The sequence below is a fragment of the Nitrosomonas sp. genome, assembly GCF_040256045.1.
Lineage (GTDB): Bacteria > Pseudomonadota > Gammaproteobacteria > Burkholderiales > Nitrosomonadaceae > Nitrosomonas.
This window is the reverse complement of sequence record NZ_JBDZWD010000010.1, coordinates 21056-40197: the sequence shown is the minus strand read 5'-3', so window position 1 is coordinate 40197 and position 19142 is coordinate 21056. Positions and strand designations below refer to the sequence as shown.

Genomic DNA, 19142 nt, shown 5'->3' with positions numbered 1-19142 from the left:
CGATCCGGGAATCATTTTTTATCCTTGACTTCCTCGAACTCAGCATCGACAACTTCGCCTTCAACCGGTTTCTCCTGGGACTGATCGGATGCGGTCCCAGCACCCGCCTGCTGGCCAGCCTGCGCTTGTTCCTGGGTATACATCTTCTCAGCCAGTTTGTGTGAAGCCTCGGTTAACGCCTGGGTTTTAGTATCGATCGTCTGTTTGTCCTCGGATTTGAGCGCTTCCTCAGCTTCTTTCAACGCTGCCTCGATTCTGGATTTTTCATCGCCTTCCAGCTTGTCTCCATATTCCACCAGTGATTTTTTGACTGAATGAATCATGGCATCACACTGGTTACGGCTGTTAACCAGCTCCAGTGCTTTTTTGTCTTCTTCCGCATGCGCCTCGGCATCTTTTACCATTTTCTGGATTTCATCTTCAGACAACCCAGAGCTTGCCTGGATTTTGATCTTATTTTCCTTGCCAGTTGCCTTGTCTTTAGCCGAAACATGCAGAATACCGTTGGCATCGATGTCGAAAGTCACCTCAATCTGCGGCATTCCGCGAGGTGCTGACGGAATATCGGTCAAGTTGAACTGGCCCAAACTTTTATTGCCGGAAGCCACTTCCCGCTCACCCTGCAATACATGGATGGTCACTGCTGTCTGGTTATCGTCCGCCGTTGAGAATACCTGCTGCGCCTTGGTCGGAATAGTAGTGTTCTTCTGTATCAGCTTGGTCATGACACCACCCAGTGTTTCGATTCCCAATGACAGTGGAGTCACATCCAGCAGCAGTACATCCTTGACATCTCCTTTCAACACCCCGCCCTGGATCGCAGCACCGATGGCAACCGCCTCATCAGGATTAACATCTTTGCGCGGCTCTTTGCCAAAGATTTCCTTGACCTTCTCCTGGACTTTCGGCATACGGGTCTGCCCACCGACCAGAATGACGTCATCTATATCGGAAACCGATAGGCCTGCATCTTTAAGCGCAGTCCGGCAAGGACCCGCAGTACGCTCGATCAGTTCTTCGACCAGACTCTCCAGCTTGGCACGCGTGATCTTGACAGCCAAGTGTTTTGGACCTGATGCATCTGCCGTGATATAGGGCAGATTCACTTCAGTCTGCTGGCTGGAAGACAGCTCGATTTTGGCTTTTTCTGCTGCATCCTTGAGTCGCTGCAACGCCAGCATATCTTTTTTCAGATCAATGCCGCTCTCTTTCCTGAACTCATCCACCAGATATTCAATCACTCTGGAGTCGAAATCTTCACCCCCGAGGAAAGTATCACCATTGGTTGCCAATACTTCGAACTGGTGTTCGCCTTCAACTTCTGCGATTTCGATGATCGAAATATCAAACGTACCTCCACCCAGATCGTATACTGCGATTTTACGATCACCTTCTTTTTTATCCAGACCAAATGCGAGTGCAGCGGCAGTTGGCTCATTGATGATACGTTTGACTTCCAGCCCCGCAATACGGCCTGCATCCTTGGTCGCCTGACGCTGAGAATCGTTGAAATATGCCGGAACGGTGATGACGGCTTCTGTAACCGGCTCGCCCAGATAATCTTCAGCCGTTTTCTTCATCTTCATCAACACTTGTGCCGAAACTTCCGGTGGCGCGATTTTCCTTCCACGTACTTCTATCCAGGCATCATTGTTATCAGCACGCACGATTTTGTAGGGTGTCATACTGATATCCTTTTGCACTACTTCTTCATCGAAACGGCGGCCAATCAGCCGTTTGATCGCAAACAGGGTATTTTCCGGATTGGTGACTGCCTGACGCTTGGCTGATGCCCCTACCAGAATTTCATTGTCTTCCGCATAGGCAACAATCGACGGTGTCGTTCTTGTACCTTCGGCATTTTCAATGACCTTGGGTTTGTTGCCTTCCATGACGGCAACGCATGAGTTGGTAGTCCCAAGGTCGATGCCAATTATTTTTGCCATAGTATGTCCTTTATGAATTGAAATTTATCCTGTAGCGTAAATGGGGGCTCTCCTGAAAATCTCAAGTACCCTTGGCCTTTGAAACAGTCACCATAGCGGGACGAATTACCCGATCGTGCAACATATAACCTTTTTGCATGACTTGTATGACTGTGTTAGGTGCAAAATCCGATTCAACTGCACACATGGCCTCGTGCTGATGTGGATCGAATTTTTCTCCTTGCGGATCAATGGTGTGGATATTGAATTTCTCAAAAACTGCCGCAAGCTGCTTGCGTGTCAGCTCCACACCATCCCGCAGATTTTCAAGGGTGGAATTCTCCGTTGCCAGTGCGGCGTCCAGACTGTCCATCACAGCCAGTAACTGGACAGAAAAATTATCGATAGCATACTTGTGTGCGCTGGCAATATCTGTCTGCGCCCGTTTGCGGATATTTTCGGTTTCCGCTTTGGCGCGCAACCAGGCATCGTGATGCTCGGCTGCCCTGATTTCTGCTTCTTTCAGTTGCTGCTCAAGACTGGGTGCGGCATCTTCTCCCGCACGCTCTGTATTCCCTGCCACTGTACCGGAATGCTCTGTTTCCAGCACATCATCCATTCCCGGCAGTTTCTGTTTCTCGATAGGTTCTTGATCGTGTGGCTCCTGCATAGATTCCTCCTGTTACGGTGTCGGTGATATTGGGGCCGATATTTCTTTTTCAACCCCTGATCCGAAAAAAGATATTTGAGTCGTACTCAAACCCAATGGGTGCAAATGAGTGGCAGAAATGATGCGATACTGGAATCAATCTCCAATATCCCTTGCCAGGCGCGCTGCCAGGCCGATATAACCCCAGGGAGTAAGTTGCAGCAGGCGGTCTTTCTCGGCGGCCGGAATATCGAGTTGCGCGATGAATTGCTGAAGTGTGGTACGGTCGATTCCTGTTTTTCCGCGCGTTAATGCCTTGAGCTGTTCGTAGGGATTGGCTACCCCATAACGGCGCATTACTGTCTGAATCGGTTCGGCCAGGACTTCCCAGGCATTCTGCAAATCCTCCGACAGACGTGCCGGATCCGCCTGCAACTTTCCGAGCCCTTTGAGACATGAATCATAAGCCAGTAGGGTATGACCAAGCGCCACACCCATATTGCGCAATACGGTCGAATCGGTGAGATCGCGCTGCCAGCGTGAGACAGGAAGTTTTTCACTCAAATGTTTGAGCAGCGCATTGGCAATACCGAGATTCCCTTCCGAATTCTCAAAATCGATTGGATTCACTTTATGTGGCATGGTGGAAGAACCGACTTCATCTGCTCTGGTTTTCTGCCTGAAGTAGCCCAGTGAAATGTAGCTCCAGATATCGCGGTTCAGATCGAGAAGAATCGTATTGATACGGACATAGGCATCAAACAGCTCTGCCATAGTGTCATGCGGTTCAATCTGAGTGGTATATGGATTGAAACTCATACCGAGCTTTTCGACGAAAGATCGCGCAAAAGATTCCCAGTCGAAATCAGGAAAAGCAACCATGTGCGCATTGTAGTTACCCACTGCTCCATTGATTTTTCCAGTCATAACCACGGCTGCAAGCCGCTCGCGCGCTCCTCGTAACCGATAAACAAAATTAGCTATTTCCTTACCCAGGGTCGTGGGGGTGGCTGCCTGCCCATGGGTACGAGCAAGCATCGGGAGATCCGCCAGATCTCTGGCCAGGACAGCAAGTCTTTTGATGACTTCATCGAGCGCGGGGAGCATGACCTGATCTCGACTATGTTTGAGCATCAGGCCATGTGAAAGATTATTGATATCCTCGGAAGTACAGGCAAAATGCACGAATTCAGAAATTGCCGCCGTCTCCTGATCTCCGGCCAGTTTTTCCTTCAACCAGTATTCCACAGCCTTCACGTCATGATTGGTTCGCGTCTCGATCGATTTGACGGCTTCTGCATCCGTTACGGAAAAATTCTCCACAAGCTGATCCAACTGCACGACAGCGCCGATAGATAAAGAGGACGCCCCTGTCAAGGCCGGAGTATTACCCAATGCCTTGAACCATTCAATTTCCACATGAATCCGGTTGCGAATCAATGCATATTCACTAAAAAAGGGTCGCAAGGCTGCCACCTTCTGCTGATACCGCCCATCCAGCGGAGAAAGTGCAAGAAGTGTCGAGATTTCCATAAATTATTGTTTAAATTCAGGCATTCTTCATCAATCGGGAGCGCGCATTCTAACACAGCTCGCTATCGCACCCCGGCTGGGATAGAATCGCACAGTCAATATTTCAAAAACAAAAAGGACAGCACAATGAAACTTATTGGATCACTGACCAGCCCGTATGTGCGCAAGGTGCGCATCGTGCTGGGCGAAAAAGGCATCGACCATGAATTTACCAATGACCCGCCATTCAGCCCCGATACCCGAGTCGCACAAGTCAATCCTCTGGGTAAAGTGCCCGCTCTGATCATGGATGATGGATATATTCTGTTTGATTCTCGCGTAATCGTTGAGTATCTGGATGATCTGAATGGCCCCGAGTCAGGCCGTCTGATCCCAGCGGCCGGACCGCAACGACTTCGCGTCAAACGCTGGGAAGCGCTCGCGGATGGCATCATCGATGCGTGTGTGGCTATTTATCTTGAATGGAAGCGGCCGGAATCACAACAAAGTCAGGAGTGGATCGAACGCCAACAGAAAAAGATCGATCAGGGATTACACGCCATCGCCGCCGAACTGGGTGACAAACCGTGGTGTGAAGGTGAATCCATGACGCTGGCCGATATCGCACTGGGCTGCGCATTCGGTTATCTGGATGCCCGTTTCCCCGCAGTCAAATGGCGCGATACTTATCCTAATCTCGTCCGTCTGGCAGACAAGCTGGCAGAACGTCAGTCATTCAAAACAACTGTTGCACCCAATTGACTGGCTGAAACGGCAAGGAATGCCAGCAGGTTAAGGCATCCGGGCATTCCACATTTTCCTCCGCTGCGGTGGGATAAATGTCAGCCTTCAGGTCGATTTATGCGGGTTGACCGCAGTCAGCAGGCCTCGCAGAATATTCACTTCTTCCTTTTCCAGCCGGGTGCGCGCAAACAGGCGACGCATTCGGCGCATCAAGCGTTTCGGTTGAACCGGATCAAGAAATCCACTTTGAACCATAACCTCCTCCAGATGGTGGTGTAAACCCTCGATCTCCTGTAGGCTGGCTGGTTCAGATAACCGTGGATTATCCTCTACACCCCCCGCTTCTTCAAGAACCATACGCAGCTCATAAGCCATAATCTGTACCGCAGCCGCCAGATTAAGCGAAGAGTAGGCAGGATTAGCCGGAATCTGTACAGTCAACTGGCAATGACTGATTTCTGCCGAGGTGAGTCCGGCACTTTCCCGGCCGAACAGCAATGCCACCGGATGATGATGCGCATACTGGATCAGTTCGATGGCGGCCCGTCTGGCATTGCAGGTTGGATGCGACAGATCTCGAGAACGCGCCGTCAGCGCAGCAGCCAGGAAAGTATCCCCCATCGCTTCCTCCAGACTGGTGCATACGCATGCGGATTCAAGAATATCGCGTGCATTGGAAGCTCGGGCATCCGCTTCCCGGTCAGGAAAAGATTTCGGATTGACGAGATAAAGCTGGCTCAGGCCCATGGTTTTCATAGCCCGAGCAGTTGCACCGATATTACCCGGATGGCTGGTATGGCTGAGCACGATCCGGACATTATCGAGCGGCAAGACTGGATTCATATTAGAATAGTGACTTTCCAGTCATTGTTTCTCAAGTTTTTTGCCATGCACCCCATGCTTACTATTGCGGTCAAGGCTGCCCGCCGTGCCGGCAGTATTATCAACCGCGCCTCGATGAATCTGGAACGATTGACTATTACACGCAAGGCGCACAGTGATTTTGTGAGCGAGGTGGATAAAGCTGCTGAAGATGCCATTATCAAAATCTTGCTGGACGCATACCCTGACCATTCAATTCTAGCAGAAGAAAGTGGCGCCAGAGAAAATACCCCTAAACCGGAATATCAGTGGATCATCGATCCGCTGGACGGTACTACCAATTTTTTACATGGATTCCCCAAATATAGTGTTTCGATTGCACTGCTGCACCGGGGAGTTCTGACACAAGCGGTCGTCTACGATCCGGTGAAAGATGAGTTGTTTACCGCCAGCCGCGGTAGCGGTGCGTTTCTCAACGACCATCGCATTCGTGTCAGCAAGCGTGTGCAGTTAGGGGAATGCCTGATCGGTACTGGATTTCCGTTCCGGGATTTTACTCATATAGAAGCCTACCTGGCTATATTCAGGGACATGATGCCCAAAACAGCGGGTATACGTCGCCCAGGCTCTGCAGCACTGGATCTCGCCTATGTGGCGGCAGGGCGTTACGATGGCTTCTGGGAAACCGGCTTGGCGCCATGGGATATCGCCGCCGGATGCCTGCTCATTCTGGAAGCAGGTGGTATGGTTGGCGATTTTGAAGGTAACGGGTGCTATATGCAAAGTGGACAGATCGTTGCGGGCAATCCCAAAGTTTTTGCCCAACTGCTGCAGATTATTGCTCCGCATCTGACCGAACAGCTTATCGCTGAAAATCGCGAGCCAGTCGAATAGTTTCACAGTCGAACTATTGCTGAAAATCTGATGGAAAATCGAGCACATGCATTAGCTGCCGGCCTGTTCATCCTCCTGCTGGGAGTGACAACAGTCATGGCAATCAAATGGTTCAGTCGCGACAGCATCAGTTATAACCATTATTTTCTGGTTTCTGCGGGTGGTGCGGTATCCGGGTTGAACCCGGAAGCGTCAGTCCGTTACCGCGGTGTCAATGTCGGAAAAGTTGAGGAGATTTACTTCGACAGGGAGAATATCCGTAATATCATTGTACGTATCGCCGTCAATCATAATGTAATTCTTCCGGGGGATATCTATGCGCAACTGGCAAGCCAGGGTATTACCGGCTTGACTTATATCGAACTGAATGATGATATAGCCGACGCAGAAACTGAACCTCTGCAAAATGAAGCGCGCATCCCGCTCAGATCTTCACTGATCAAGACACTTTCCGATTCCCTGGAAGAGATCCTGAAAAATTCGAATATGGCTATCAGACAAATAAGCGGTCTGCTAAATGAACAGAATCAGACGCATATAAGCAATATTCTGAGTCACCTGGAACAAACCGTCCAGCACTACGACACACTGACCGGACAGCTTCAGGAAGGGTTGCAAACATTACCGCAGTTGAGCAGCGAATTCACTTCGACATTCAAACAAACCCGTCAGGTTATGGAAAATACCAGCCAGGTTTTGCAAAAACTTAACCAGCAGCAAGGACTGGTAGACAACCTGACTCAGGGTTCTCTGGAGATGACCCGCACCCTCGCCAGTCTGAACGAAACAAGCCTGGCCATTACACAAAGTACTCACAAGTTGGATCAATTGCTGAATCTGCTGGAAGATCATCCACAGAGCCTGGTATTTGGCAAACCACCTGCCTTGCCAGGCCCGGGTGAACCAGGATTTTCGCCGCCTAAGCCGGAAAAACGATGATGAAATTTTCTGCTGTGTTTTTAGCCGTTCTACTTACGGGGTGTACATTGACACCCAAAACACTGGCACCCGTCTCGATTTACGATCTTGGTCCAGTGGCGGCTGTAACGGTTGCCGGCTCATCCGGGCTCTCACAAACGATCATCCAGGTTATAGATGTCAGCGCACCCGTCTGGCTGGATACCCAATCAATCCATTACAGACTTGCTTATCATGATCCCGCCCGCATCTATGCTTATAGTGGCAGTCGCTGGACGGCACCACCAGCAAAATTGTTAACCGAACGCTTCAGACAATATTTTGCAAGCCATACCATCAACTGGAAGAAGGGCGATAAAAACAAAGAAAACCATGCACCTGCAAACTATCTGTTAAAAATCGAGTTGGGCGAATTCACTCAGGTTTTTCATGCACAAAACGACAGCCAAGTCGTCATCCGATTGAGAGCCTCTTTATACGAGCCAAACGCGCGATTACCGATTGCACAACGGAGTTTCACGGGAGAACGGCCGACGCAGACTGCTGACGCCGCAGGCGCCGTTGCTGCTTTCATACTGGTGAGTGACAACTTGCTGGACGAGCTGGTACAGTGGCTCACCAGCGCTCACTCATGACCGTACTTCCGACATTATGATCGTTGACCTGATATTTATCTCATATTCTACAAAACCGGCCGATTTCCCGTTTATATTCTCGGCCATTCCATGATACGCATACTTGGCCTGATCCTTTTATTACACTTGTTCCTGTCAGCCTGTGGCCATAAAGGTCCCCTTTATCTTCCGCAAAATCCACCTCCCGTTAAAAATAATACACAGGAAAAGCCATGAGCAGCTTCAGCTCATTTGAATACCGTGATAACCAGCTTTTTGCAGAATCGGTACCGCTGACAGAGATTGCCTCTGAATTTGGTACCCCTTGCTATGTTTATTCGAGCGCAACAATCCGTACGACTTACCAGGCTTTCGATTATGCATTCGGACAACGGGATCATCTGATCTGCTATGCGGTAAAAGCCAATTCGAATCTTGCCATATTGAATCTGCTTGCGTGCCTCGGTAGTGGTTTCGATATCGTCTCTGGTGGAGAATTGCAGCGTATATTGAAAGCAGGTGGCAATCCGCAAAAAACGGTTTTCTCCGGGGTGGGTAAAACACTTGAGGAAATTCGTGCCGCGCTGGCTGCCAATATTCTCTGTTTCAATGTGGAATCGGAAATGGAGTTGATGGTACTGAATGAAATTGCCGGACAGATGGGAAAAATCGCGCCGATCAGTCTGCGTGTCAACCCGGACGTGGATGCCAATACCCACCCTTATATTTCGACAGGAATGAAGGAAAACAAATTTGGCATCCCGGCTGCTGAGGCTGAACGAATCTATTCACTGGCACACCAGCTTCCCCATATCCAGGTCTCCGGACTAGATTGCCATATCGGTTCACAATTGACTGAAATTGCACCCTTCATCGAAGCAGCCGATAAAATGCTCGATTTACTGTCACGCCTGCAAGCGACAGGCGTCACTATCAAACATCTTGATCTGGGTGGAGGACTGGGAATTCGTTATGACCGAGAGTCCCCACCTTCGATAGAAGCCTACATCAAAGCACTCTGTACGGCCGCAAAAAACTATCCGCAGCAATTGCTCATCGAACCCGGTCGTTCGATGGTGGGCAACGCCGGACTGCTGTTGACCCGGGTACATTATCTCAAACATACAGCGCACCGCAATTTCGCCATTGTCGATGCGGCCATGAACGACATGCTGAGGCCAGCTTTATATCAGGCTTACCACTCAATCCTGCCAGTCGCCAAACGCACCGGGGAAATGCAAACTTACCAGATCGTCGGGCCTGTTTGTGAAACCGGTGATTTTCTCGGCCATGATCGTAACCTGGTGCTGACAAAAAACGATTTGCTGGCAGTCATGTCCGCCGGGGCCTATGGCATGAGCATGAGTTCCAATTACAATACCCGTCCACGCGCAGCTGAAGTCATGGTGGATGGCAGCACGGTGCATCTCATCCGCGCGCGTGAAACAGTGGAAGATCTGTATGCTCTGGAAAAGCTGCCCACCTGAAATTTGCATATGACTCCAACCATGTCGAACATTGCCACACTCGACGATGTGCACTACCAGAAACACATACTACAGGGCGTATCGCGCACTTTTGCACTGACCATCCCGCAACTGCCGCCAGCGTTGCGTGAGGTGGTAGGGAACGCCTACCTGTTATGTCGCATAGTCGATACTGTTGAAGATGACAGTGCGCTGACACTGGAGCAAACACGCGAACTGGCTGAAATGTTTATCAAGGTCGTCAGTGGAACAGTCGAGGCGGAAACATTTGCCCGAGCCCTGTATCCCCTGCTTTCGGAACATACCATTCCAGCGGAACACGATCTCATCAAACATACTCCTTCCGTCATACGCATGACTCACAGCTTCAACCCGGTGCAGCGCCAGGCACTGGAACGCTGCATACGTATTATGGGGCAGGGAATGGCCGCATACCAGGAAAGCGAATCTCTGTCGGGGCTCGAGAATCTGGCCGAGATGGATCGCTATTGCTACCATGTTGCCGGTGTCGTCGGGGAAATGCTGACCGAACTGTTCTGTGACTACTCTCCGGAAATCAACCAGCACAAACCGACGCTGATGCAATTATCAGTCTCTTTTGGACAAGGATTGCAAATGACCAATATCCTGAAAGATATCTGGGAAGACAGAAAACGGGGTGCCTGCTGGCTGCCAAGAGATATTTTCCTGCAGGAAGGGTTTGATCTGAACGATTTACAGCCAGGTTGCTCCGAGCGAGGTTTCCATGCCGGTCTAGGCACCCTGATCGGGATCGCCAAGACACACTTGCAGAACGCCCTGGCCTACACCTGCCTGATTCCGTCACATGAAACCGGGGTACGCCGATTCTGCCTATGGGCAATCGGCATGGCAGTATTGACCCTAAACAAAATCAACCACAAACGGGATTTTATAACGGGAAGAGAAGTAAAAATCTCTCGCCGGAGTGTTAGAGCAACCGTCCTGATTACCAGCCTCTTAGCCAGTCAGGATTGGGCACTCAGGAAAATTTTTGCAATATCATCCAGGAATCTGCCAGAAGTACAGATTGTCCGATCATAAAACTGAAGCGACCTCGTCATTGAATCGACGGAGTGCTCCGAGCGGATCCGGTGATCGGGTGATGGGTCTGCCGATCACAAGATAGCTGGCCCCACTACGTATTGCCATTGCCGGTGTTGCAATCCTCGCCTGATCATCGTTACCGTCACCAAATGATCGGATACCCGGAGTGACCAGACAAAAATCCTCACCAGTCACTTCTCTCAGACTCACCGCTTCCAGCGCTGAACAAACTACGCCATCCAGACCACAACGCTGGGCAAGCAGAGCCAGTCGCTGCACCATCATTTCCGGTGTATCGGCTATGCCCAGCTCGCTCAAATCATCCTGATTCAGACTGGTAAGCAGAGTAACGGCAATGAGTCTGGTTCTTTTCCCATCCAGGGCCTGTCGGGCTGCAAGCAGCATTTTACTCCCTCCCAGCGCGTGTACATTGACCATCCATACACCAAGGCTTGACGCAGCACTGCAAGCTGCAGCAACCGTATTGGGAATATCATGGAATTTCAGATCGAGAAATACATCGAAACCCAGTTTCATCAATTTCTCGACCAATTGCGGACCCGCCAGAGTAAACAGCTCTTTCCCAACCTTGACCCGGCAAAGCGTACTATCCAGTCCGGCGGCAAAATTCAATGCTGTACACTGATCGGGAAAATCCAGTGCAACGATGATACGCGGGTCATTCATACCACTGAAGATATCAGGATTTCTTACGGATTCTATTGACGAAGCAAGACAAATACCCGAATAAGGCGCCTACAGTAAAACAGAGGAAAAGTACTATCACCAACGGTACTTCCCATTCCATCCCAAGGTAATAGTGTATTGTCACCATCCCGGAATTCTTGACAGCGACACTGAGCAGAAACAAAAAAACAATCAGGCGTAGAAGGGTCATAAACATGCGTACTTCATCTGATTCAGCTCAAAAAGGTGAAACAGAAAAAATGGAATCGTCAAATACACCGGTAACCGCACTATATCGAACAGGGAAAGTATAAAACCAGCTCACTCAAACCCACACTTTCCCAATCCACACGACGAGAAATGCTTAACCTGTAACGCGATCAAGCACTTTGTGCTGTTTAGGGCCGGAATCTATCAGTTCACGCATTTTCTTACCAGCTTTGAAATGTGGAACATATTTTTCCGGCACGTGAACCTTCTCACCTGATTTGGGGTTACGGCCAATACGCGAAGGTCTGTAATTCAGGTCAAAGCTGCCAAATCCACGAATCTCAATACGCTCTCCCTTGGAAAGACTCTTAGCCATCGCATCCAAAATGATCTTAACGACCAGTTCGGCATCTTTTGCCAGCAATTGAGGAAAGCGTTCTGCCAGCTTGGAAATCAGTTCAGACTTCGTCATAGCCGGCCTTATTCTTCTGACGATTTACTGTCTATCTTGGCTTTGAGCAACGCACCCAAGTTAGTCGTACCCGCACTGGCAGGGTTGGATACTGATGCCAGTGATTTGACGGCTTTATCTTCCTCATCCTGAATTCTTGCCTTGACTGACAGACTGATACTCCGGTTTTTGCGATCAATATTGATGATCATTGCTTCGATCTCTTCCCCCTCATTAATACGGGAGCGAATATCCTCAATCTTGTCACGAGAAAACTCAGAAGCACGCAAATACCCCTCTACCTCATCAGTCAGTGCAATGACGGCACCTTTGGCATCAACAGATTTGACGGTACCCTTGACGATACTGTTTTTATCATGCGAGGCGACATAAATATTGAAAGGATCGCCTTCCAGTTGCTTAATACCTAAGGAAATACGTTCTTTCTCTACATCGATGGATAACACCACCGCTTCAACTTCATCTCCTTTCTTGAATTCGCTGATTGCTTTCTCGCCAGGCTGATTCCAGGAAAGATCGGATAAATGCACCAAACCATCGATGTTGCCTGGTAATCCGATGAACAAACCGAAGTCTGTAATCGATTTGATCTGCCCGGTAACTTTGTCACCTTTTTCATGACCAAGTGAAAACTCTTCCCAGGGATTGGGCCTGCACTGTTTCATCCCCAGAGAAATACGCCGACGATCCTCGTCGATTTCAAGAATCATGACTTCGACTTCATCGCCCAACTGCACAATTTTGGACGGATAGACATTTTTGTTGGTCCAATCCATTTCCGAGACATGCACCAACCCTTCGATCCCCTGTTCGATTTCGACGAAAGCACCATAATCGGTCATATTGGTAACTTTACCGAAGATACGTGTACCCTGAGGATAACGTCTCGAAAGACCAATCCACGGATCTTCCGTAAGCTGTTTCAATCCCAGAGAAACACGGTTTTTCTCTTGGTCGAATTTCAGAACCTTGGCAGTCACTTCATCACCTACATTGATAACTTCGGTCGGATGTTTCACACGGCGCCAGGCAAGATCAGTAATGTGCAGCAAGCCGTCGATCCCGCCCAGATCCACAAATGCACCATAATCCGTAATGTTCTTGACGATCCCCTGGACGACCGCACCATCCTGCAGACTGGCCAGCAACTCATCCCGATCTGCACCTTGGGTTTCTTCCAGCACCGCACGTCTGGATACGACCACATTATTACGTTTGCGATCGAGCTTGATCACCTTGAATTCCATTTCCTTATTTTCATAAGGCGTCATATCTTTGACCGGGCGAATATCCACCAGAGAACCTGGCAGAAAGGCACGAATACCGTTAATCGTGGCTGTCAGTCCACCTTTTACCTTTCCATTGACCATGCCGGTAACGATTTTGCCTTTTTCCATGGCCTCTTCCAGTTCATACCAGGCATTCAGGCGTTTTGCCTTGTCTCTCGACAAACGGGTTTCACCAAATCCGTTTTCAAGTGCTTCGATAGCCACACTGACAAAATCACCTTCGCGGGCTTCAACCTCACCTCTGTCATTTTTGAATTCTTCAATCGGGATATAGCTCTCGGATTTAAGCCCCGCATTGACCACGACGAAGTTGTAATCAACACGAATGATCTCAGCAGTAATCACTTCGCCCACACGCATTTCTTTATGCGAAAGGCTTTCATTGAAAAGTTCGGCAAAATTTTCCGAAGAGCCCGCTACACTGGTTGCAATAGTCATTTAAAAAATATCCGATCGTAAACAATTCCCCGCAATAAACAAAGGGGACAGGTTGGTTGGTTAATAAAAAAGAAAAGAACGGCTTAAAAACTCAAACTGCTCAAGCTTTCCTGGTCTCAGCGTACATACTCAATACCCTACTAACAACCTGATCTATACTGAGGCCAGTAGTATCCAGCACACACGCATCTTCACACTGTTGCAACGGGGAGGCGGTACGATTACTGTCACGCTCATCACGCGCCCGAAGTGCTTGGATCAGGTCTGCGATATTAGCATTTATTCCCTTCTCCATCAACTGCTTATGGCGTCTGGATGCACGCTCCTCTTCACTTGCCGTGAGATAGATTTTCAAGGTAGCGTCAGGAAAAATGACCGACCCCATATCACGCCCATCAGTTACCAGACCCGGCGGTTTGCGAAAATCCCGCTGGTATTCCAGTAATTCTACTCGGAGCGCGGGGTGCTGAGCGATTCGGGAAGCATATTCCCCGCACGCCTCTGCCCGTACTTCATTACTGACATCCTCTCCATCCAGCCAGATCGATGAATCCCTGAAAGATACACTCAAATGCCGGGCAATATCGACCATGCTATGTTCGTCACTGACATCCGTATTGCGCTTCATAGCTGCTAGTGCTACCAGACGGTAGAGTGCCCCGCTATCAAGATAGTGGAATCCAAGTGTCTGTGATACGAGGCGGGCAATCGTACCTTTTCCTGATGCAGAAGGGCCATCTAACGTAATTATCGGTACATTCTCTTTATCCATGATTCGTCGACCCCGGTCATAATGATAGGCTCCGGGATTCTGTTTGCCTCCCCAGTAGGATACTGATGTTATTTATCATTTTGCAAAAATTACCGAGACCTGGAAAACACTCTGCCCGAATTATCCTCCAGACACACCATTCGTAGTTTTTCCGATATTAATTACTTCTGACTCAATGTACTTTCAAAAGAAATATGGGTAATGGCTGCAAATTTCTCGAAATAATCCGGGAAAGTTTTAGCCACACACTCCGGGTCATTGATACGCACCGGCACACTCAATGACACTAGAGAAAAACACATGGCCATCCGATGATCATCGTAAGTATCAATAACAGCATCCGCAGTCAGCGGACCATCGGGTGGCGTAATTCGCAGAAAATCATCTCCTGCTTCGACTCGAGCACCCAGTTTGCGCAGTTCCGCAGACATTGCTGCAATCCGGTCGGTTTCCTTGACGCGCCAGCTCGCAATATTCCTAAGGGTGGTCGTGCCTAGTGCAAACAGGGCCATTATCGCTAGTGTCATGGCTGCATCAGGAATATGGTTACAATCGAAATCAATCGCCCTCAAGGCCTTATTGCCAGGAGCACCCGATTCTATCCACTCACTTCCCATGCTGATGTGTGCTCCCATCGCCTTGAGTGCTTCAACAAAGCGGACATCTCCCTGACAGCTGTCACTCCCCGCACCCTCGATTCGTACCGGGCCACCCGCAATGGCTCCAGCTGCAAGAAAGTAAGAAGCAGAAGATGCATCTCCCTCGACCGCAATCTTCCCCGGACTGCGATAAATCTGATTCCCGGGCAGCATAAAACGCTGCCAAGATTCCTGTTTGACCTGCACGCCAAAACGTGCCATTTGTGCAATCGTGAGTGCTACATAAGGCTGGGAAATAAGCGTACCACTGACAACAATGGTTCTCGGCTCACCTGTCAGCGACAACGCCATCAGCAATCCACTGAGAAACTGGCTGGAAATATTCCCCTTGATGGAGATATCACCCGGATGAATTACCGCCGGATGAATCTCCAATGGCGGGAAACCTTCATGCTCAAGACAGGTGATTACAGCCCCGATCTGGCGTAATGCATCCACCAGATCTCCGATCGGACGCTCATGCATTCGTGGCACACCGGCAAGACGATAATGACCCTGCATCAGTGCCAGCACTGCGGTCAGCGGACGAAAAGCCGTCCCGGCATTTCCCAGAAACAGTTCGGCCTCTTTTACCGGAAATCTCCCTTTACATCCTGTCACCCGGTATCCGTCATCACCCGTGCGAACAATTGCCACCCCGAGTAGCTTTAATGCATCCAACATCCGTCTGGTATCATCGGATTCCAGCAGATTGCTGATCATCGTAGTACCTTCAGCCAGTGCTGATAACAAAAGAATGCGGTTGGAAATGCTTTTCGAACCCGGCAGGCGCACATTACCTCGTGCATGCTGTACTCGCGGAAGATCGAGCCATTGCATAAGCTAACAATCTCCTGCAGATATACAACAAAAACCAACCACTGAATGAAAATTTCTTTTCATTAGCTCAGCAATTCTAATGGTTTTTATGGATATGATTTCGCAAATCATTTTCTGGATAAATGAAGTATATTCAATCTGGCAAACTCGCTCTCATATTGCGGTCAATGCGACTCTTCAGCAGCACACCCAAAAATTTTTGATTACAACTACTTCTTATTGAACAACTTTGCCGGTAAACCAACGTATTTTTCAATTTATGCTGAACATTTTTAACCGCGCTACTAAAGCCACCACAGATCAAATACAATACCCCCCTTTTCTTATACCAACTTTTTCATATTTAACGAGGTCAACAAATGGATGATACTGCACCGATAGCTACACTGCTTTACTCAATTCTGGCCCTTCCGATCGCTTTCATGATTCTCTACTGGACCAAGGTTCGTAAAGACCGGCAGCGTAATGAAACGGGAGAAGTGGAATACAAAAGTCTTGGCCATGCACTGACTTTCTTCATTATCGAAGGACTCGCACTGGTAGGCAGTTTATCCATCCTCATTACTGCTGTGTCAGGTATTGTACGTTACCTCATCTACGTCTATGCCTGACCCGATCACTATTCCGGAAATACGCAAGAAAACTGCCAGCCAGATCAGGAAGCAGCTTTACCGGTTTCCGGAACAGTATCCGCAGGTTTGCTCTTTGTCTTTTTCTGTTCAAACTCGAATCCGATCTTTCCTCCCGGACCTACGACCAGGTAAGCAGAAAACGGCCGGCCTTTCCTGGAAACAAACCCAGCTAGCAGATCCGTTCTTCCTGCCTGCAGCAGCTTGATCACCTGCTCTGCCTCGATAGCACGATTCAAAATAATTTTTCCGGTTCTAAAACTGCAGGAAGAGCCTGTGCCAACTGATTTTTCACAAACATAAAGTAATTTATGTTCATAAACAGAATGACCACATTGAGGACATTTTCCCAATGGTTGCTGCGCCGAAAAATCGACTTTCTCCGGTATCTGATCGGCCTCATTGCCAAAATCGAACTTCATTTCATAGTCGTCCGTCAGCCTGACAATCGCATTAAACGCGCGCCCCATTTTGCTGCGAAAACCCGATAAAGGGCCAATCTCGCGAGTAGAAATCAACGTCTCCATTTCCTCCGCCTCAAATTGTCGCCCCGCCAGAATTTTCCATAATGCAAAATCACATTGCTGACACTGAAATTTTTTGTATGTTTCTTTTATCACTCCGCCACATTTGGGACAAGGTATCTGGAGTGTCGCAAAATCCCCACTAATGGTTTTATCACGATGATTCTTGGCTTGCTCGACGATATGACGCGTCATCGCCGCAATCTTTTCCATGAAAACATCCCGCTTGAGCTGGCCCTGCTCGATCTGGCGCAATTTGAATTCCCAATCGCCGGTCAACTCGGGAGAAATCAGCTCTGGAATTTTGAGTCCCCGCAACAGAGTCACCAACGAAAATGCTTTGGCTGTCGGCTGTAACTCTCTTCCTGAACGCTCGACGTAATTTTCGTGAATCAATCCCTCTATGATGGCAGCACGCGTAGCAGGCGTACCCAGCCCCTTGGCACTCATGGCTGCACGTAATTCTTCATCTTCCACCAGTTTTCCGGCACCTTCCATCGCTGACAGCAACGTAGACTCGTTATATCTGGCAGGAGGACGCGTCTTACCGGCAACGACAGCCACCTCCTGTGCCAGTACTGTTTCGCCCGGTGTTACTGCCACCAGTACCGATTCCTCTTCCTGCCCCTGGGCAGACTCTACCTTGCCATAAACTGCCTGCCAGCCGGCATGTACCAACACCTTGCCTTCTGTTTTAAAAGGCTCATCTTCCACGCGCGTGATACGGGTCGTGATCAGAAATTCTGCTGCCGGATAAAAAATTGCCAGAAAACGTTTGGTGACCAGATCGTAGAGTTTCTCCTCCGCTTCATTGAGTTTCTTTGGCACCAGTGCGGTAGGTATGATTGCAAAGTGATCAGAAACCTTGGCATTATTGAAGATTCGCTTGTTTGGCTTCACCCAGTCTGATTCCAGAATCTGGCTGGCAAACCGGTCGTAACGTGATCCTTTCAGCACTTGCAGCGTATCATTGACGATCGCCGGATAATCCTCCGGAAGTGCACGCGAATCAGTACGGGGATAAGTCAGCACCTTATGTTTTTCATACAGCGCCTGAGCAAGTCCCAATGTCACCTTGGCGGAAAAACCGAAACGGCTGTTGGCATCACGTTGCAGACTGGTCAGATCGTACAGGAGAGGACAACTTTCTCGGGATGGCTTGCTTTCTTCGGTGACAACCCCGGTCCGTCCTGCGCATTTATCACGGATTGCTTCTGCCTTGGCATGATCCCAAATTCGATCTGCTCTGGATTCGGATTCATCCTTGCGCTTACTGAAGCCTTGATCAAACCACTTCCCTTTGTAAGCGCCATTTTCTGCTTGGAAAGTAGCATGAACTTCCCAGTAATCCCGAACCACGAACTTTTTAATCGCTTCTTCCCGTTCGACCAGTATGGCAAGTGTCGGTGTCTGTACCCGACCCACCGTAGTTTTATGGAATCCACCTTCCTGTGAATTGAATGCGGTCATGACACGTGTGCCATTGATCCCCACCAGCCAGTCCGCCTCCGATCGGCTGACGGCTGCATCTGCCAGAGGCTGTACTTCAGTATCATTCAACAGATTTGCAAAAGCTTCACGTATGGCTGAAGGTGTCATGGATTGCAGCCACAAGCGCTTGATTGGTTTCTTGCTGCCGGCATGGCGCACGATGTAACGGAAAATCAGTTCACCTTCACGCCCGGCATCACAGGCATTGATCAGCATATCGACATCCTTGCGCTTGATCAGTTTGCTGAGCAGCTTCAGGCGATCCGTCGTCTTTTCGATCGGAGCAAGATCAAAACGCGGAGGAATAACGGGCAAATGGTCAAAACTCCATTTCCCCCGTTTGACTTCATATTCTTCCGGGACGATCAACTCCAGCAAATGCCCGATTGCCGAGGACACCACAAATTCATCACTCTCAAAATAATCCTTCTGCTTGACAAACCCGCCCAGGGCACGCGCAATGTCACTGGCAACAGAAGGTTTTTCGGCGATGATCAGTTTTTTACTCATAGATATTTACAT

General features: G+C 49.2%; 19 protein-coding genes. 8 read left to right on the top strand and 11 right to left on the bottom strand.

What is annotated here, in order from left to right:
* Nucleotides 1-11: 11 nt before the first annotated feature.
* The 3 genes from dnaK to purB form a co-directional block, all read right to left on the bottom strand.
* Nucleotides 12-1946 (bottom strand): molecular chaperone DnaK, encoded by a 1935-nt coding sequence (gene dnaK / locus ABUL11_RS03445; RefSeq protein WP_350282464.1) that lies wholly within the window; start codon nt 1944-1946, stop codon nt 12-14.
* Nucleotides 1947-2007: 61 nt separating this feature from the next.
* Nucleotides 2008-2595 (bottom strand): nucleotide exchange factor GrpE, encoded by a 588-nt coding sequence (gene grpE, locus ABUL11_RS03440; protein ID WP_011112482.1) that lies wholly within the window; start codon nt 2593-2595, stop codon nt 2008-2010.
* A gap of 135 nt (nt 2596-2730) precedes the next feature.
* Entirely contained in the window at nt 2731-4107 is a 1377-nt protein-coding gene (gene purB / locus ABUL11_RS03435) for an adenylosuccinate lyase (RefSeq protein ID WP_350282463.1), read from the bottom strand.
* 126 nt (nt 4108-4233) lie between these two features.
* Here purB and ABUL11_RS03430 point away from each other — a divergent pair, with 126 nt between their 5' ends.
* Nucleotides 4234-4848, top strand: a complete 615-nt coding sequence (locus ABUL11_RS03430) for a glutathione S-transferase (protein WP_350282462.1) — start codon at nt 4234-4236, stop codon at nt 4846-4848.
* 87 nt (nt 4849-4935) lie between these two features.
* Here the strand turns inward: ABUL11_RS03430 and ABUL11_RS03425 are convergent, their stop codons facing one another.
* On the bottom strand, nt 4936-5673 hold the full coding sequence (locus ABUL11_RS03425; protein WP_350282461.1) for an RNA methyltransferase: 738 nt from the start codon (nt 5671-5673) through the stop codon (nt 4936-4938).
* A 45-nt stretch (nt 5674-5718) separates the two neighbouring features.
* Here ABUL11_RS03425 and ABUL11_RS03420 point away from each other — a divergent pair, with 45 nt between their 5' ends.
* From ABUL11_RS03420 to ABUL11_RS03395, 6 genes are all read left to right on the top strand, one after another.
* Nucleotides 5719-6546: an inositol monophosphatase family protein gene (locus ABUL11_RS03420; RefSeq protein ID WP_350282474.1), complete on the top strand. Its 828-nt coding sequence runs from the start codon at nt 5719-5721 to the stop codon at nt 6544-6546.
* Nucleotides 6547-6576: 30 nt separating this feature from the next.
* Nucleotides 6577-7485 (top strand): MlaD family protein, encoded by a 909-nt coding sequence (locus ABUL11_RS03415; protein WP_350282460.1) that lies wholly within the window; start codon nt 6577-6579, stop codon nt 7483-7485.
* On the top strand, nt 7482-8099 hold the full coding sequence (locus tag ABUL11_RS03410) for an ABC-type transport auxiliary lipoprotein family protein (RefSeq protein WP_350282459.1): 618 nt from the start codon (nt 7482-7484) through the stop codon (nt 8097-8099). Before ABUL11_RS03415 ends, ABUL11_RS03410 begins: the two co-directional genes overlap by 4 nt.
* Nucleotides 8100-8189: 90 nt before the next feature.
* The gene (gene lptM, locus ABUL11_RS03405) at nt 8190-8315 is read left to right on the top strand and encodes an LPS translocon maturation chaperone LptM (protein WP_350282458.1); all 126 of its coding nucleotides are present in this window, start codon (nt 8190-8192) and stop codon (nt 8313-8315) included.
* A complete protein-coding gene (gene lysA, locus ABUL11_RS03400) occupies nt 8312-9565 on the top strand; it encodes a diaminopimelate decarboxylase (RefSeq protein WP_350282457.1) in 1254 nt (417 codons plus the stop codon). Before lptM ends, lysA begins: the two co-directional genes overlap by 4 nt.
* Before the next feature lie 9 nt (nt 9566-9574).
* Nucleotides 9575-10627, top strand: coding sequence for a phytoene/squalene synthase family protein (locus tag ABUL11_RS03395; RefSeq protein WP_350282456.1), 1053 nt, complete (start codon nt 9575-9577; stop codon nt 10625-10627).
* Here the strand turns inward: ABUL11_RS03395 and pyrF are convergent.
* The 6 genes from pyrF to aroA all read right to left on the bottom strand — a co-directional run bounded on the left by pyrF (nt 10622) and on the right by aroA (nt 15976).
* Entirely contained in the window at nt 10622-11317 is a 696-nt protein-coding gene (pyrF, locus tag ABUL11_RS03390) for an orotidine-5'-phosphate decarboxylase (RefSeq protein WP_350282455.1), read from the bottom strand. The two genes, ABUL11_RS03395 and pyrF, sit on opposite strands and share 6 nt — an antisense overlap.
* A 13-nt stretch (nt 11318-11330) precedes the next feature.
* On the bottom strand, nt 11331-11465 hold the full coding sequence (locus tag ABUL11_RS03385; protein WP_350282473.1) for a LapA family protein: 135 nt from the start codon (nt 11463-11465) through the stop codon (nt 11331-11333).
* A gap of 216 nt (nt 11466-11681) precedes the next feature.
* Complete coding sequence (locus ABUL11_RS03380) at nt 11682-11999, bottom strand: integration host factor subunit beta (RefSeq protein ID WP_350282454.1); 318 nt, start codon at nt 11997-11999, stop codon at nt 11682-11684.
* An 8-nt stretch (nt 12000-12007) separates the two neighbouring features.
* Entirely contained in the window at nt 12008-13726 is a 1719-nt protein-coding gene (gene rpsA, locus ABUL11_RS03375) for a 30S ribosomal protein S1 (RefSeq protein ID WP_350282453.1), read from the bottom strand.
* A 100-nt stretch (nt 13727-13826) separates the two neighbouring features.
* Nucleotides 13827-14498, bottom strand: coding sequence for a (d)CMP kinase (gene cmk, locus ABUL11_RS03370; protein WP_350282452.1), 672 nt, complete (start codon nt 14496-14498; stop codon nt 13827-13829).
* A 161-nt stretch (nt 14499-14659) separates the two neighbouring features.
* Nucleotides 14660-15976: a 3-phosphoshikimate 1-carboxyvinyltransferase gene (gene aroA, locus ABUL11_RS03365; protein ID WP_350282451.1), complete on the bottom strand. Its 1317-nt coding sequence runs from the start codon at nt 15974-15976 to the stop codon at nt 14660-14662.
* A 359-nt stretch (nt 15977-16335) separates the two neighbouring features.
* Between aroA and ABUL11_RS03360 the strand changes: the two genes are divergently transcribed.
* Nucleotides 16336-16587 carry a hypothetical protein gene (locus tag ABUL11_RS03360; protein WP_350282450.1) on the top strand — a complete coding sequence of 84 codons (252 nt, stop codon included), beginning with the start codon at nt 16336-16338 and terminating at the stop codon, nt 16585-16587.
* A gap of 44 nt (nt 16588-16631) precedes the next feature.
* Here ABUL11_RS03360 and ABUL11_RS03355 read toward each other — a convergent pair whose 3' ends face one another.
* Entirely contained in the window at nt 16632-19130 is a 2499-nt protein-coding gene (locus ABUL11_RS03355; RefSeq protein WP_350282449.1) for a DNA topoisomerase III, read from the bottom strand.
* Nucleotides 19131-19142 lie beyond the last annotated feature (12 nt).